Source organism: Mesorhizobium sp. M7A.F.Ca.US.010.02.1.1 (assembly GCF_004023085.1).
Lineage (GTDB): Bacteria > Pseudomonadota > Alphaproteobacteria > Rhizobiales > Rhizobiaceae > Mesorhizobium.
Genome location: NZ_RZRV01000029.1, coordinates 16,793 through 32,161 on the forward strand (window position 1 = coordinate 16,793; position 15,369 = coordinate 32,161).

Consider the following 15,369-nt stretch of genomic DNA (forward strand, 5'->3'; position numbering starts at 1 on the left):
CAGGAGCGGTCATCCTCATCAGGTTTCGAATGACTGCATTTGGACCAAAGCGACAGGCAGCTTCTGGCGTTCCTCGATCTCCCAAACTCTCTATTGGGCCCCGGCTGGCCGCAGGAACCACGGCGAATTACTTGGTACGTCGCCATCTTGCCCGCAGGCTCCGACCAGAAAGCCACGCAAGAATGACTTTGAGTTAATTTAGATATACGTTCGTCGGATGACGCGCATTCTGCAGAAATATACAATTTTAATAAATTACTTCAAATTATTGCGAGTCCTCTCCTCTTTATTCATCGCTTGTCCGTCGATTGTTCAATGCGATCTCGGATCTAATGACGATTCCGTGGAACGATCTCGTTCTTTGCAGCGTTGCTTGGAAGCGGTCGCGGGACCTTTGACCAGGTCGGACACCATGAGGAAGGATTTCTGATGAGCACGGTCTTAAACGCCAAGGGCATCCCTCTTGCCTACACCGGCGCTTCCACTCATTGGTTCTCGGCCACCGGGTCTGGACCGGAACTGCATGGCACCTCCGGCAACGACTCCTTCTGGGGAGACACCGGCGTCACTGTCACGATCTACGGTGGCGCCGGCGACGACTACTATCATCTCTATTCCACCAACAATAAGGTGGTCGAGGATCCTGGGGCAGGGATCGACACGATCGACACATGGATGAGCTACAAGCTCCCCGACAATTTCGAGAACCTCGTCGTTACCGGCACCAACCGATTTGCGTTCGGAAATGCGGTGGACAACATCATCAAGGGCGGGTCGGGTCACCAGACGCTGGATGGCGGCAAGGGAAATGATGTCCTGATCGGCGGCGATGGCGCCGATACTTTCGCCATCTCCAAAGGTAATGGAAGCGATCTTATCTTCGACTTCGGTGCGACCGATGCGGTCCGGCTTGACGGCTACGACTTCACTTCGTTCGATGCCGTCCGTTCACAGATGGTCCAGGTGGAATCGAACGTGATGCTGAACCTCGGATCCGACGAGATCCTGGTGTTCAAGAATACGACCATCGACAAGCTGCAGCCCACCCAGTTCGAACTTCCGATCGACAAGTCCGCAATGACGCTGTCCTTCTCCGACGATTTCAACACGCTGAGCCTTCGGGACGGGCAGGACGGCACCTGGAATTCATTTCTGGTGGGGAGCGCCGAACGGCAGCACGTTGAGCAGCAATGGTGAGTTGCAGTGGTATATCGACGCCAATTATGGCCCGACGAGTTCGGTCCATCCGTTCAGCGTTGAGAACGGCGTCCTCACCATCACCGCCGCGCAGGCGCCGGAGGACATCAAGCCTCTGATCAACAACTACGAATACACCTCGGGGATCCTGACGACCCACGACACCTTCTCGCAAACCTACGGCTATTTCGAAATGCGGGCGGATCTTCCTGAAACAGCCGGAGCCTGGCCGGCGTTCTGGCTGCTTCCGGAGGACGGATCGTGGCCGCCGGAGCTGGACGTTGTCGAAACGCGCGGCCAGGACCCGAACACGCTCTACATGACGGCGCATTCCAATGAGACGGGAGCGCACACGAAGGTTTCGTCAACGGTGAACGTTGCGGATACCGACGGTTTCCACACCTATGGCCTGCTCTGGACGAAGGATGAGCTTGTCTGGACCTACGATGGTGTAAAGGTCGCTCAAGCAGCGACGCCGGCCGACATGCACGATCCCATGTATATGCTGGCCAATCTCGCGGTGGGCGGCATTGCCGGCCAGCCTCCTGACCATCTGGCTACGCCAGCGGAGATGAAGATCGACTACATCCGCGCCTATACGCTGGACGACCTGCAGCACCACCCCTTGGACATCGCCGGCGACCATTCGGTCTAAGCGACGCCCTTATGTTGGGGCCATGAGCCGTTAGGAGCGCGGGAATGATTGCACGGTCTGATCTGCGGGCAGTCTTGAGGCGCGCCATCGCCGATGTCGGCGTTTTTTCGTTCCTCATCAACATCCTGCTATTGGTGATCCCCCTTTATCTCTTGCAGGTCTATGACCGCGTCCTGCCTTCCTCCAGCGTCGAGACGCTTCTTTACCTCTCTGCTATCGCGGTTCTCGCACTCGCCTTTCTCGGTCTCCTTGATGCGGTCCGCTCCGTTTACACGCAGCGCGTTGCAGCCATTGTCGACAACAGACTGGGCGCGAGGACATTCGCCGTCTCGCTGGAGGCTAAGTACGCTGCGGGAGCGGCCCTGTCTCCACTGCGCGACCTTGCCTCGGTATGCGCCTTCATCAGGTCACGCGGCGCGGCGGTCTTGTTCGACCTGCCGTTTGCTCCGTTCTTCCTCGCCCTGCTGTACCTCATCCACCCTATGCTGTTCTGGCTTACGCTGGCGGGATCTGGGCTGTTGCTTGCGATGGTCGTGGCAAATCAGTTTGCCATCGGCAGGAATGATGCCTTGTCGGCGGAACGCTCGGCTGTTGCCAGCCTGTCGGAGCAGGCCTTTGCCCGGAATGCAGAGACGCTGCGCGCCATGGGCATGATCCAAAACGCCGCGCGAGTGTGGGGAAGGCACGTGGCGGAGGCGCTAGTCCTGCATGACCGTTCGTCGATGGCCAACGCGATTTTCAGTGGAACGTCGCGAGCCGTACGCATGATGCTTCAGCTGGCAATACTGGGTGTCGGAGCATGGCTCGTGCTGCAAGGGAAGATGACGGCCGGCATGATCTTCGCGTCTTCCCTGGTGTCGTCCCGCGCGCTGCAGCCGCTCGACCAACTGATCGGGTCATGGCGGCAGATCGTCGACGCCAGACGATCGTGGAAGCGGTTGGACAAGGCGTTTTCCGCCCATCCGGCGCTTGCGCAAAAACTGACCTTGCCGGACCCGTCCGGCGAAATTGTCGTGCAGGGCCTCATCTTTGTCGCGCCGAACGCCACACCCGGCACCGAACCCATCATCAAGAGACTGAACTTCCGCATCGGCGCAGGCGAAGCGGTGGCGATAATAGGTCCGAGCGGAGCCGGCAAGTCCACCCTGGCAAGATTACTTGTCGGTGCGATTCAGGCAACCAGCGGCTGCGTCAGGATTGATGGCGCCGATCTCAGAACCTGGGACGAGAAGCAGCTTGGCCGGCATATCGGATATCTCGCTCAGGAGGTGGAGCTCTTTCCCGGATCGATCGCGGAAAATGTCGCCCGCTTTGAACCCGATGCGAATGACGCCTCTATCGTCGAGGCAGCAAAGAATGCCCGGGCGCATGAGCTGATACTGGAGCAGCGAGACGGCTATCAGACCAGAATAGGTTCGTCGGACAGAACACTGTCGGGCGGCGAACGCCAAAGGATCGGGCTGGCGCGCGCTTTTTACGGCAATCCGCATGTTCTCGTTCTGGATGAGCCCAGTACCCATCTCGACGGCAGCGGCGAAGCCGCGCTCGAAGAAGTGCTTGCCGCCGCGAAAGCGGCGGGCGTTACGACAATCGTGATAACGCACCGCCCTTCGGTCGCCGCAGCCTGCGACCGCGTGATGCTTCTACGCAGCGGAGTGATCGAAGCCTTCGGTCCAAGCGGCGACGTGATGCGGCAGCCAATCGCCGGCATCGGCCTTGCCCCACAGCGCAGCATGGCGGTGACAGGGTCTTTTGCAACGACGAACCGCGGCACCCCTCATAGTGTCCGCTTTGGATCGTAGAAGATGACAGCACAGAGCCTCGTCCGGGAAGGCACAGCACGCACCGACATTCGCCGGGTGGCATTCGCCGGATACGCGGCAATGGCGATATTGATGGGTTGCTTTGGCTATTGGGCGGTCAGTGCACCGTTGTCCGGCGCGGTCATCACGCAAGGCACAATCTCGGCGACAGGCGGGAACATCCTCATCCAGCATCCCGAGGGCGGCATCATCCAAGAGTTGCTCGTCCATGAGGGTGATCGGGTGCAACAGGCCCAGGAACTGATCCTGCTGGATCGAACAGCCGCGCAAGCCGAACTCAACCGGCTGACGAGACAGTCGATCGCGTTGAAGGCCAGCGCCTCGCGGCTGGAGGCGGAACGCGACGGGTTGGATCGGCTTGCGCCAATCACAGAGGCTGCGCCGGCACCGTTCCAACACAATTTCGAGGTCCTGGTTCAAGAACAGCAGAAGGAATTCAACGCCAGGCTCGCCCGATTTCGATCGGAACAATCGATCCTCAGGCAACGGGTTGCCATGCATCGCCAGTCTGTTGTCGGATTGCAGGCCCAGAAACAGGCCATTGAGCAACAGGCCGAAGTCGTGAAGAAAGAACTCGGCATCAAGACCAGCCTTTTGGACAAGGGCCTCACCAATCGCACTGAATATTCACAGCTTTTGCGTAGCGAGGCCGATCTCGTCGGGCAGGCAGGGGCGCTGGAGGCAAATCTTGCATCGGCCAACACCCAGATCGTCGAAGCCCAGGAGCAGATAGAGCGCCTGACCACGCAACGCGTGGAGGAAGCCCTGACGAAACTCGACGAGGTACGTTCTTCGCTGGCTGACATTGACGAACAGATGCGGGCATCCGAGGCAGTGCTGCGGCGGACGACGATCAAGGCGCCGGCGGCGGGCATCGTGGTATCGTCCACCTACAATTCCAAGGGCAGCGTGATTGCCCCCGGCGAGAAGATCATGGAGATTCTGCCTACGGCATCGGGCTTGATCGTCGATGCACGGCTGCCGCCGAAAGACATTGACCAGGTTCGTGTCGGCCAGCCGGCAAGACTGCGACTATCAGCGTTGAACATGCGGCTCACCCCTGAGATTTCAGCCATGGTGACACAGGTTTCCGCAGATCGGCTTATCGATCAGGCTACGCATGAACCCTATTTCCGCGCCAAGCTGAAGATTGCCGCCAACTTGCCGCCCGGCGTGAAAGCGGAGCAGCTTTACCCTGGAATGCCGGTAGAAGCGTTCATCAGCACCGGCGAACGGACTTTCTTCGAGTATCTCGTACGGCCGATGCGCGATTCCTTCGCGCGCGCTTTCAAGGAGCGGTAGATGTTGCGGACCGCGCAATTTTGACCCTGGTCCTCACGCCACGCTCTTTCCGGCGCTCCCTCTCGCCTGCACGCCCGGCGCAAAAATCTCTTGATCGACGAAGATCAGTGCCCGCATGGCGCAGCCTTCGCGGATCAGTGGCAGTTCGTTCGGCTCGGTGTCGAAGGAAATCGATTTTGAGTGCTGGCCACCGGCGGTCTGGGCAATCGCCTCGCGCAGTGCCGGCTCTATCAGGTCGAAGGCGGCCGCGCTGACGCCGACCATGGCAACGGGCGCCGGATCGATCAGCGCGAACAGGCTGCCGAGGCCGTAGCCGAGCGCTTCGCCAGCCTTGCGATAGGCTTCCCGTTCGGGTCCGTCACCTTCGCGGGCCGCGGCAGCCAGGGCGCGCATGTCGGCGTCGCTGACATCGGCGACGGGTTCTGCATCCTCGCCCATCTGCCTGGCGTTGCGCCAGATGGCGTAATTGCCCGCATAGGCTTCGACGCAGCCGCGCCGTCCGCAGCGGCAGAGCGCGCCGTTCGGCCGATGGATCATGTGGCCGAATTCGCCGCCCGAGGAATGGGTGCCGGTGAACAATTCGCCCTTCAGCACCAGGCCCATGCCGATGCCGTGCGACAAAAGGATAGCGATGAAATCGTCGCGGTAACGATCGGGGTCGCGCCACCGCAGCGCCACCGCCATCATGTTGCAGTCGTTCTCCATTATGGCGGGGATGCCGAACGCGTCTTCGAATATGTCAGCGAAGGCGATATCGGTGTGCGGCGTGATCGGCGACCACAGCATGGCGCGGGCACGGGTGTCGGTAATGCCCTGGATCGCCAGCGCGATGCGGGCGATGCTGCGCACGTCCAGGTCGGGATCTGCCAGGCGGCGCCGCACGATTGCCGTGCATTCACCGATCAGCGACTCGCGCGACATCGTCAGCGTGTCCAGCCGGCGCTGTTCCTCGGATACTACCTGGCCGGCATAGTCGATGACGGCGACGGAGAGGAAGTTCAGCGACAGCACCACGGTCATTACCGCGGCCGCTTCCGGATTGAGGCTGAGGCCGACCTGCGGCCGGCCGCGTTTGAGCGAGCCGGCCTCGCTCGGCTTGCTTTCGGTCAGGATGCCTTCGACGATCAAGTCGGAGGAAATCGCCGAGATGGTCGAATGGCTGAGGCTTGTGGTCGCGGCGATTTCGGTGCGGGACGGTTGTCCGGCCTGGCGCACGGCCGCAATTACCATCGCCCGGTTGCGGCGACGCAGATCGTCGTGGCGGATTCCGACCGACATGTTCTTTCACGTCCTCCCGGTCGCCGCGGTTCTTCCTGCCCTGGAACGCTGTCGGTGACGCAGGTAAATACTGGCAGAAGCTGCACGCCCTGTCATTTATTTATTCCGAGACTCGAAAAAAACTCGAAATCACATCAAAATCCATCAGAATCGATGTTGACAGCGTTCGGACGTTGGCCCAGTGTTTTTTCGAGGCTCGAAAAAATAGGGCTTCTGTGCCGGCCCTCGGGTCAGTTTGGTCGCGCCATACGCGGCGCAGGGAGGATAATATGAAAAGATTCACAGCCGCCATCCTGGCGGGTGCCGCCATGTCGCTGACGCTCGCGTCTGTCGCGCAGGCGAAGGACAAGGTCGTCGGCGTTTCGTGGTCCAATTTCCAGGAAGAGCGTTGGAAGACCGACGAGGCCGCCATGAAGACGGCGATCGAGGCCGCCGGCGACAAGTACATCTCCGCCGATGCGCAGTCCAATCCCGGCAAGCAGCTCACCGATGTCGAAAGCCTGATTTCGCAGGGCGCCAATTCGCTGATCATCCTGGCGCAGGACGCCTCGGCCATCGGCCCTGCGGTGCAGAAGGCGCTGGACGAAGGCATTCCGGTCGTCGGCTATGACCGGTTGATCGAAAACAAGGACGTCTTCTATCTGACCTTCGACAACAAGGAAGTCGGCCGCATGCAGGCCCGCGAAGTGTTCAAGGTCAAGCCGGAAGGCAACTACGTCTTCATCAAGGGCTCCGGTGCCGATCCCAATGCCGACTTCCTGTTCTCGGGCTCGATGGAAGTGCTCAAGGAAGCCATCGACAGCGGCAAGATCAAGAATGTCGGCGAAGCCTACACGGATGGCTGGCTGCCCGCCAACGCCCAGAAGAACATGGAACAGTTCCTGACCGCCAACGACAACAAGGTCGACGCGGTGGTCGCGGCCAATGACGGCACCGCCGGTGGCGTCGTCGCGGCGCTGACGGCGCAAGGCCTTGCCGGCACAGTGCCGGTCTCGGGTCAGGACGGCGACCACGCCGCGCTGAACCGTATCGCGCTCGGCACGCAGACCGTTTCGGTATGGAAGGACGCGCGTGAGCTCGGCAAGACCGCCGCCGAGATCGCTTCGCAGCTCGCAGACGGCAAGAAGACCGGCGACATTGCCGGCGCCAAGGACTTCACGACGCCGGGCGGCAACACCGTCAAGTCGCTGTTCCTGACCCCGATTGCCATCACCAAGGACAATCTCAACCTCGTCATCGACGCTGGCTGGATCAAGAAGGAAGAAGTCTGCACGGGCGTCGCTGCCGGCACCGTCGCGGCCTGCAACTAAAAGCTGGCTTGTGCCTGCATTCTCAACGCCGCGGCCCAAAAGCCGCGGCGTTTTCTCAAAAACTTTTGTGTTTCCGCATCATGCGGATAGCTTCTAGGCTGGGCTCCGGCATGCGCGTCAGACGGCCAGTCGGTGGGAGGAAATCATGACCGATACGACGTCCAACCCACAGGCCGATACGGCGCGCGCGTCGGAACTCGGGGCCGTCGCCCGGTTCCTGAAGGCGACCGAGATCGACACCCGCATGCTCGGCATGATCGGTGCGCTGCTGGTCATCTGGATTGGGCTGCATGTCATTTCCAGCCTGCGCCTGGGCGTCAACCCGCTCGATTTCGACAGCCGCACCTTTCTCACGCCGCGCAATCTGTGGAACCTGTCGGTGCAGACATCCGCGGTTGCCATCATGGCCTGCGGCATGGTGCTGGTCATCGTCATGCGCAACATCGACCTGTCGGTCGGTTCCGCCGAGGGCCTGATCGGCATGGTAATGGGATTTGCTCAGGTTCATTTCCTGGTGCGCTTTGTCGGGCTCGAACTCGGCAATCCGTGGATCTGGGTCCTGGCGCTGGTCATCGGCCTGGCGCTTGGCCTGTTGATCGGCGCCTTTCAAGGCTTCGTCATCGCCTATCTCGAAGTGCCCGCCTTTATCGTGACGCTGGGTGGCCTGCTGGTCTGGCGCGGTGCGGCCTGGTGGGTCACGTCAGGCCAGACCGTGGCGCCGCTCGACGCCACCTTTCAGCTGATGGGCGGCGGGCCGGCGGGATCGATCGGCGCGACCTGGAGCTGGGTCGTCGGGATCGTCGCCTGCCTCGCCGTGGTGTTTGGGCTGTTCAACGGCCGGGTGCAGCGCAAGCGTTTCCGGTTTCCGCTACGTCCGATCTGGGCCGAGACGCTGCTCGGAGTCGTCACCTGCGGCGCCATCATGGGCGCGGTCTGGCTCGCCAATTCCTATCCCTGGCCGATCGGCATCGTGAACAGATATGCGGCCGCCAACAACATCACCCTTCCCGAAGGCGGCCTGTTCATCGCCCACGGTATCGCCATACCGGTGCTGATGGCGGTCGCCGTCGGGCTGGTCATGACCTTCATCACCAACCGCACCCGCTTCGGCCGCTATGTCTTTGCCATCGGCGGCAATCCCGAGGCGGCCAATCTCGCCGGCATCAACACGCGCTGGATCACCATGAAGGTGTTCATGATCATGGGCGTGCTGGCCACGATCGCCGCGGCAATCTCCTCGGCCCGGCAGAATTCGGCCACCAACGTGCTTGGAACGCTCGACGAACTGCTGGTCATTGCAGCCGCCGTAATCGGCGGCACGTCGCTTGCCGGCGGATCGGGAACGATCATCGGCGCCATGCTGGGCGCGCTGCTGATGCAGTCGCTGCAGTCCGGCATGGTGCTGCTCGGCGTCGACTCGCCGCTGCAGAGCATCGTCGTCGGGGCCGTACTGGTCATCGCCGTGTGGCTCGACACCGTCTATCGCAAGCGCGTCTAGGAGGGCATGCCATGATTGACAAGACTGCTCCTGCAGCCACCGCGCTGATCGACATGAGGAACATCTCGATCGCGTTTGGCGGCATCCGCGCCGTCGACGACGCCTCGATCGATCTTTTCCCCGGCGAGGTCGTGGCGCTGCTCGGCCATAATGGCGCCGGCAAGTCGACATTGATCAAGATCCTGTCCGGCGCCTACAAGCGCGATTCGGGCCAGATCTTCGTCAACGGCGAGGAGGCATCGATCTCCAATCCACGCGACGCCAAGAAATATGGCATCGAGACGATCTACCAGACGCTGGCGTTGGCCGACAATGTCGATGCCGCCGCCAATCTGTTCCTCGGCCGCGAGCTGATGACCGCCTGGGGCACGCTCGACGACGTTGCCATGGAGGCCGAGGCGCGCAAGGTGATGGGTCGGCTCAATCCCCGGTTCCAGCGCTTCAAGGAGCCGGTGATCAAGCTGTCGGGCGGCCAGCGGCAATCGGTGGCGATCGCGCGTGCGATCCTGTTCAACGCCCGCATCCTGATCATGGACGAGCCGACGGCGGCGCTTGGTCCGCAGGAAACGGCGCAGGTCGGCGAACTGGTCAAGCAGCTCAAGTCCGACGGCATCGGCATCTTCCTGATCAGCCACGACATCCACGATGTGTTCGAGCTTGCCGACCGGGTCTGCGTCATGAAGAACGGCCAGGTCGTCGGCACCGCCCGCACCACCGATGTCACCCAGGACGAGGTGCTGGGGATGATCATTCTGGGCAAATGCCCGCCGGGCGCCATTCCCGGACCGGGCGCGCTGAAGATAGCGGCCTGAGATCGAGCCAGATCGCGGTTGCCGGACACGTGATATGCCAGCCGTAAGGATGGCTTGGCCTTGGCATTGTGTTGGCACGGCGACTTGCCCATAAAGGTCCGACATTGCTCAGGGACCGCACGATCCGTTGAAGAAGCTTTTTCCGATCATCGCCTTTATCGCCGTCGCGCTGATCAGCATGGTGATGGCAGGTTTTGCCTATTTCGCCACGCAGGAAGCCGCGCGCATCAAGTTCGAGGCGACTGCCGACGATGCGCTCAACCGGATCGAGAGCCGCATCGACCTGCATCTGTCGCTGCTGCGCTCAACGCAGGCCCTGTTCGACGCCCGCAATGGCGATATTTCTCGCAATGAGTTCAAGGCGTTCTTCAACGCGCTCGATGTCGACAAGAATTTCGCCGGCTTGCGCGGTATCGGCTTCCTCAGGCTGGCAAAGGCGGGCGACGAGGCGACGGTCGAACGCGATATGCTGCACGATTATGGCGACAGTCATCCAATCTATCCGGATACCACTCAACCCTGGCGCACCCCTATCGTGCTGTTCGAACCGCTGGATCCATCCAATCAAGCCGGCATCGGCTATGACATGTTCAGCGAACCGGCGCGGCGTGTGGCGATCGAAAAGGCGATGTCCGACGACCAGCAGCACGCCAGCGGGCTGGTGCAATTGGGCCAGGACACGGGCGCCGCGCAGACGTTCACCGGCTTCTTCGTTTTCGTGCGGCTCAATGTCGAAACCGCTCCCGACGTCATCAATGCTTCGAGATCCTCGACGGCCGGTTTTCTCTATGCGGCCTTTCGGGCTCGCGATCTGTTCCAGACCGCGCTCAGCCGGTCGCCGTTGCTGCCGGTCAACACCGAAATCTATGATGGCGATGGTGCCGTGAACGGCGATAATCTGCTGTTCCGGTCGGAGACGCCGCCGGCGTCGACTTTCGGCGACAGGCTGCTGGTCACCCGAAAGATCATCGTCGCCGGACGGCCGTGGACTGTCCTGTTCCGGCCGACAAGCGCCTTCTCGCAGCCGTCGTCGCGCGCCATTCCGGTGATGCTGGGGCTGTTCGGCCTGCTGTTGGCGGGCGCCATCGCGCTGGTGGCGCGCTATCAGGAGCGGGCCTATGAGGCAGCGTCGCGATTGCACGAAACGACGGAAAAGAGCCTGATCGAAAAAGACCTGATGCTGCAGGAGATGAAGCATCGCATCAAGAATTCGATTACCAGGGTGCTGGCTATCGCGCGCCAGACGGCGTCGCGGGCTACCGACGTCAACGAGTTTTCCGCATCCTTCTCGGCCAGGCTGCAGGCGATGGCGGCGTCCCAGGATATGCTGACGCGCTCGCGCTGGCAGAAGGCCGATCTTGGCGATCTCCTGCGCATCGAGCTGGGTCAGGTGTTCGGCAAGGAGCTACCCGATGAGCTGTTGTCGGGACCACAGGTGCTGCTCGACGAAACCACGACGCAAGCGCTCGGCCTGACCTTCCACGAACTGGCGACGAATGCGCTGAAATACGGCGAAGCCGGCAATTCCGTCGGCGCGCTGAAAGTGGACTGGTCGGTCGAAGGGCGCGGGCGCGACAGGACGCTGGCTCTCAATTGGCGCGAAAACGGGCAGACGAAACTCGAAGCGCCAGCCAAGACCGGATTCGGCACCAAGCTGATCGATCTCAACGTGACGCGCGAACTGCGCGGTACGATTAAACGCGATTACCAGGCCAATGGGCTGAACGTGGAAATCAAAATTCCACTCGCCAACTGAGCGCGACCTTCACCCGAAAAGGATCAAGCGTCCAGACATGAAAAATCCGAAGGCCAGCGGACCGGCCTCCGGATCGACGTTTCGATGATCGCCGAATTAGTTGCAGCGAGCCGTGTAGATCCGGCCGCGATGATCGCGATATTGGCAATAGCCGTTGCGCAGATTGCGCACCAGCAGGCCGGAACCGGCACCAACGGCCGCGCCGATCAGCGCACCCTTGCCGCCGCCGACCAAGCCGCCGACACCGGCGCCGATCAAGCCGCCGCCAACCACGTCCTGCTCGGTCGAGGTGCAGCCGCTGACGGCAACCACCGCAACCAGTGCAATAATCATCTTCCGCATAGAGTCACTCCTCACTTTTTGTCCTCACTTGGTAAAGCTCCAGCTGCCATTTAGCATGAAATGACGGCCTTTGCTGCTGCAATCTATTGTTGGTGAAGATAGTCTTTTTCTGGGCGTGCCGCGTTCGACGCCATTACGAGGCTGGAAATTGCCAAAGACGCGTCAAGCGTACCATCGGCGCGCACATTCCAGACGATCTTATCATAGTCGTCTTCAAGCGCCGGATCGACGGCAAGGCATTTGGCGACGATGTTGTCAGCCTGCCCTTGCACGTCGCCCAAGGCGAACGGGCGTTCGGCCACGCATTGCTCGGCGCTCGCGAAAACGCTTCTGGGCACCTGGAGTTCACGGCAGTCGGCCATCGTGTTCGAGCAACCGATGACCAGCAGCAATGCAGCGATATGTTCCATGGCGGGAAGTCCTCTCGCCATAGTAACGGTCTACATTCGCCAAAGTTCCTGGCTCGCTGGGCCGGGCAGGGAAGTAAGAGGGCGACAATCGATTCTGTCACCGGCCGAAACGAGCTGGCCTCAGACCAATTGGTACAGGGCGACCACCGCGATCACGGCCAGCAGGCCCAGCGCGACAAGGCGCAAGGCCCCATTGGGAACAGGGGCCAGCGGTGGCGCGGATGCCTCGGAGTCCTCAAACTCGCCCATGGAAATCCGGGCGGCCTGCTCCAGTCTGTTCATGTCGGCAACCGTCAAGGCATTCCTCCCGCACCATGCTGCAATCCTGCTGCGGAAATGTTCGGTGATGCAACAAGTTCCAGCGGTATCTGGGAAAAACAGCATCTGCTTTTATGGTGAACAGCTGGTTAAGGAAGCTCGGGTCGCTCAATCCGTCTCGAAATTGCCGTGCGGAACGACAAGGCGGTACTCGAGACGGCCAGCCGCGATTTCGAGCGTCGCCGTTCCGTTCAGCGACGTCGGCACGACCCGTTCGAGTGCGACGCTGCCGAAGCGCTTCTCGCTACGCCTAACATCACTGGCTCCGATTGCCTCGGCCCATGTCAGGGACAGGGAGGTTCCCGTGTCGGCGGCGGTCAGGTTAGCTGTAACATCGACGAATCCATCGGGCCGCGACAGGGCGCCATAGCTCACCGAATTGACGGCGAGTTCATGCATCGCAAGGCCGATATGCAGGGCAGCGTTGGGATTGAGATAGGGGTTTGCCCCCTGAAATCTCAGGCTGCGAACCGGATCGCCGCCGTAGCGGCCCACCTGGCCCGATACGAGTTCGCGAAGTGCTGCACCCCGCCAGTTGGAAGAGGTCACGAGATCTTGGGACGAAGCCAGCGATTGCAGCCGGCCGCGAAAGCGTGTCAGGAAATCGCCGATGCTGTCGGAGTAGCGACCGGTCTGGGTGGCTATGCTCTGGATGATCGCCAGCAGGTTTTTGGAGCGATGGCTTACCTCCCGCAACAGCGTCGTCAGGGTCTGCTCGCGGCGCTTTTGCTCGGTCGTCTCGACCATTGTGGTGACGACGCCTTGCACCGTGCCGCCGTCGCCGTGGTCGGCATCGATCCAGACCTCAAACCAGCGGCTGCCATCCTCGACGGGAACGCTGATCTCGAGACGTTGGGGGTTGCCGGATGCAATGACGTCGCGCTTGGCCGCGCCGATGCGGTCGGCCTGCGCCTCCGGCAGAATACCGATGCTGTCGGTGGTGTCCGAAACCCAGGGCGCACGCATGTTGCGCGCCCATACGGTTTTCATCTCGCGATCCTGGTAGAGAACGGAAATGCCGGCATTGTGCAACGCGTGAAGAAGGGCGCGGCCGAGCTGCATGCCGCTTTCGGCAGGATGGAGGGCGATGACTTCATCGCTTTGCACGTCGTCCTTCCTGTTTCCGGTCCTGGAACCCATCGGCCAAACTGTCCACCCAATTCAGGCTGAACGGCTCACCGGTAAATGGGTTCCAAACAGGTTTCCCGAACCCGCCGCCAAAAACGGTCCGCCGGACGGCGTCCTTTAGGACACCGCCCGGCGGTGGCTGGAAACCGTTTGAGGGGTGCGGCTTCCAGTGTTCGGCCGTTGGTCGTTACGAAGCCCGTTTGAACAGGCCCGCAAGAAGCGAAATGACCAGGAAAGCGAGGAAGATGAAAAACAATATCTGCGCTATGCCGGCAGATGTACCGGCGATGCCGCCGAAACCAAGCGCGCCGGCGATGATCGCAACGACGAGAAATACGAGCGCCCAGTAAAGCATGATGCATCTCCTTCGAATGCTGCGATAAAAACGTGGATGGGTGCGGTTTGTTCCCACCCTTTGCCGAAAAAGACCGAGCTTGCAAATCGTTAAAGCAGGAAGCGCGCAGGAATTTCACCGTCGCCGCCCGCGTGCATCAGGCGGCACGATTACCACTTCCCCAATTCACGACTATGCGGCGGCTTTCGCCTGGCGGTCAAAGAACAGTGCCTGGCTGATCAGCGCCTTGACCATGTCGGGATTGAAGGGCTTGGTGACCAGGAAGGCCGGTTCCGGCCGTTCGCCAGTCAAGAGGCGCTCGGGGAAGGCGGTGATGAAGATGACGGGCACCGACGTCGATGACAGGATCTCGTTCACGGCCTCGATGCCGGAACTGCCGTCGGCAAGCTGGATGTCGGCCAGCACCATCTTCGGCCGTGTCTTGCCGAACATCATCACTGCCTCGGCATGGGTGCGCGCCGTTCCAACGACGCGGTGCCCGAGGCTCTCTACCATTTCTTCGATATCCATGGCGATCAGCGGTTCATCCTCGATGATCAGGACGTCGGTTGCCACCTGACGGGATATCTCGTTGCTCGCTTGGGCAAGCAGCTCTGAAAACTCCTGGTCGCCGACGTCGAGGATCTCAGCCGCTTCGTCCTCGCTGAAGCCTTCGACAGCCACGAGCAGAAAGGCCTGACGAGGCCGCGGCGCGATCGCATTCAGATTGGCGGCGGTGCGCTGTTCCCACGCCGATTGCGCCTGCTCCTGTGGGACGCGGATGGCGACCGATGTGAACAGCTTGGCGAACACCTTGTACAGCGCGATGCGGTCGCTCGATGCTTCGGGAAATATTTCGATATCGGCGATGATGGCCTCGAGCATCGCGGCTACCAGCGCATCACCACTCTCTTGCGACCCGGAAACAGCCCGCGAGAAGCGGCGCAGGAAGGGCAGATGTGGTGCGATGGTGGCGGATAAGCTCATGGTAAGACGTCTCCCTCAGAATGACGTGATTGCATAGGTGCATAGGTCAAGCTGACTGCAAGCCCTGACGTTAACGCGGATTTTTTGAAAAAGTTCCGCCTCGACGGAACAAAAGCCGGGGAGTGGCGTTTGTGGTCGGGATGGGCGACCAGACGAGGGCGCCGCTTGCGTTGTGTTGAGTATGATAAGAGCGGCTTGAGCGCTGGGAATACAAGGGCA

The 15,369-nt window shown here is 61.1% G+C and carries 13 protein-coding genes and 1 pseudogene; 7 read left to right on the forward strand and 7 right to left on the reverse strand.

What is annotated here, in order from left to right; genetic code table 11:
* Nucleotides 1–429: 429 nt before the first annotated feature.
* The 3 genes and pseudogenes from EOA19_RS24375 (at nt 430) to EOA19_RS24385 (ending at nt 4,977) form a co-directional block, all read left to right on the forward strand.
* Nucleotides 430–1,852, forward strand: a pseudogene (locus tag EOA19_RS24375) (family 16 glycosylhydrolase).
* A gap of 74 nt (nt 1,853–1,926) precedes the next feature.
* Entirely contained in the window at nt 1,927–3,654 is a 1,728-nt protein-coding gene (locus EOA19_RS24380; RefSeq protein ID WP_245486296.1) for a type I secretion system permease/ATPase, read from the forward strand.
* Between the two features lie 3 nt (nt 3,655–3,657).
* Nucleotides 3,658–4,977 carry an HlyD family type I secretion periplasmic adaptor subunit gene (locus EOA19_RS24385; protein WP_128305025.1) on the forward strand — a complete coding sequence of 440 codons (1,320 nt, stop codon included), beginning with the start codon at nt 3,658–3,660 and terminating at the stop codon, nt 4,975–4,977.
* Between the two features lie 33 nt (nt 4,978–5,010).
* Here the strand turns inward: EOA19_RS24385 and EOA19_RS24390 are convergent, their stop codons facing one another.
* Complete coding sequence (locus EOA19_RS24390) at nt 5,011–6,255, reverse strand: ROK family protein (RefSeq protein ID WP_128305026.1); 1,245 nt, start codon at nt 6,253–6,255, stop codon at nt 5,011–5,013.
* A 269-nt stretch (nt 6,256–6,524) separates the two neighbouring features.
* Here EOA19_RS24390 and xylF point away from each other — a divergent pair, with 269 nt between their 5' ends.
* The 4 genes from xylF (at nt 6,525) to EOA19_RS24410 (ending at nt 11,631) form a co-directional block, all read left to right on the forward strand.
* Entirely contained in the window at nt 6,525–7,565 is a 1,041-nt protein-coding gene (gene xylF / locus EOA19_RS24395) for a D-xylose ABC transporter substrate-binding protein (protein ID WP_023810990.1), read from the forward strand.
* A 145-nt stretch (nt 7,566–7,710) separates the two neighbouring features.
* The gene (locus tag EOA19_RS24400) at nt 7,711–9,063 is read left to right on the forward strand and encodes a sugar ABC transporter permease (protein ID WP_023810991.1); all 1,353 of its coding nucleotides are present in this window, start codon (nt 7,711–7,713) and stop codon (nt 9,061–9,063) included.
* Between the two features lie 11 nt (nt 9,064–9,074).
* Nucleotides 9,075–9,875, forward strand: coding sequence for an ATP-binding cassette domain-containing protein (locus tag EOA19_RS24405; RefSeq protein WP_023810992.1), 801 nt, complete (start codon nt 9,075–9,077; stop codon nt 9,873–9,875).
* A 127-nt stretch (nt 9,876–10,002) separates the two neighbouring features.
* The gene (locus EOA19_RS24410; protein WP_128305027.1) at nt 10,003–11,631 is read left to right on the forward strand and encodes a CHASE domain-containing protein; all 1,629 of its coding nucleotides are present in this window, start codon (nt 10,003–10,005) and stop codon (nt 11,629–11,631) included.
* 96 nt (nt 11,632–11,727) lie between these two features.
* On the opposite strand, the gene EOA19_RS24415 is transcribed toward EOA19_RS24410, so the two are convergent.
* The 6 genes from EOA19_RS24415 to EOA19_RS24440 form a co-directional block, all read right to left on the reverse strand.
* The gene (locus EOA19_RS24415; RefSeq protein WP_023810994.1) at nt 11,728–11,973 is read right to left on the reverse strand and encodes a membrane lipoprotein lipid attachment site-containing protein; all 246 of its coding nucleotides are present in this window, start codon (nt 11,971–11,973) and stop codon (nt 11,728–11,730) included.
* A gap of 83 nt (nt 11,974–12,056) precedes the next feature.
* Nucleotides 12,057–12,383, reverse strand: a complete 327-nt coding sequence (locus EOA19_RS24420) for a hypothetical protein (RefSeq protein WP_023810995.1) — start codon at nt 12,381–12,383, stop codon at nt 12,057–12,059.
* A gap of 120 nt (nt 12,384–12,503) precedes the next feature.
* Nucleotides 12,504–12,680: a hypothetical protein gene (locus EOA19_RS24425; RefSeq protein ID WP_127295168.1), complete on the reverse strand. Its 177-nt coding sequence runs from the start codon at nt 12,678–12,680 to the stop codon at nt 12,504–12,506.
* Nucleotides 12,681–12,809: 129 nt separating this feature from the next.
* The gene (locus EOA19_RS24430) at nt 12,810–13,841 is read right to left on the reverse strand and encodes a sensor histidine kinase (protein ID WP_164893021.1); all 1,032 of its coding nucleotides are present in this window, start codon (nt 13,839–13,841) and stop codon (nt 12,810–12,812) included.
* A gap of 175 nt (nt 13,842–14,016) precedes the next feature.
* Nucleotides 14,017–14,184: a DUF1328 domain-containing protein gene (locus tag EOA19_RS24435; RefSeq protein WP_013529282.1), complete on the reverse strand. Its 168-nt coding sequence runs from the start codon at nt 14,182–14,184 to the stop codon at nt 14,017–14,019.
* A 171-nt stretch (nt 14,185–14,355) separates the two neighbouring features.
* The gene (locus EOA19_RS24440; protein WP_023810997.1) at nt 14,356–15,150 is read right to left on the reverse strand and encodes a response regulator; all 795 of its coding nucleotides are present in this window, start codon (nt 15,148–15,150) and stop codon (nt 14,356–14,358) included.
* Nucleotides 15,151–15,369 lie beyond the last annotated feature (219 nt).

What these genes read in the sequence shown, in the direction of transcription:
- EOA19_RS24420 (WP_023810995.1), bottom strand. Translation starts at nt 12,383, where the DNA reads ATGGAACATATCGCTGCATTGCTGCTGGTCATCGGTTGCTCGAACACG.
- EOA19_RS24405 (WP_023810992.1), top strand. Translation starts at nt 9,075, where the DNA reads ATGATTGACAAGACTGCTCCTGCAGCCACCGCGCTGATCGACATGAGG.
- EOA19_RS24415 (WP_023810994.1), bottom strand. Translation starts at nt 11,973, where the DNA reads ATGCGGAAGATGATTATTGCACTGGTTGCGGTGGTTGCCGTCAGCGGC.
- EOA19_RS24440 (WP_023810997.1), bottom strand. Translation starts at nt 15,150, where the DNA reads ATGAGCTTATCCGCCACCATCGCACCACATCTGCCCTTCCTGCGCCGC.
- xylF (WP_023810990.1), top strand. Translation starts at nt 6,525, where the DNA reads ATGAAAAGATTCACAGCCGCCATCCTGGCGGGTGCCGCCATGTCGCTG.
- EOA19_RS24385 (WP_128305025.1), top strand. Translation starts at nt 3,658, where the DNA reads ATGACAGCACAGAGCCTCGTCCGGGAAGGCACAGCACGCACCGACATT.
- EOA19_RS24400 (WP_023810991.1), top strand. Translation starts at nt 7,711, where the DNA reads ATGACCGATACGACGTCCAACCCACAGGCCGATACGGCGCGCGCGTCG.
- EOA19_RS24435 (WP_013529282.1), bottom strand. Translation starts at nt 14,184, where the DNA reads ATGCTTTACTGGGCGCTCGTATTTCTCGTCGTTGCGATCATCGCCGGC.
- EOA19_RS24430 (WP_164893021.1), bottom strand. Translation starts at nt 13,841, where the DNA reads ATGGGTTCCAGGACCGGAAACAGGAAGGACGACGTGCAAAGCGATGAA.
- EOA19_RS24390 (WP_128305026.1), bottom strand. Translation starts at nt 6,255, where the DNA reads ATGTCGGTCGGAATCCGCCACGACGATCTGCGTCGCCGCAACCGGGCG.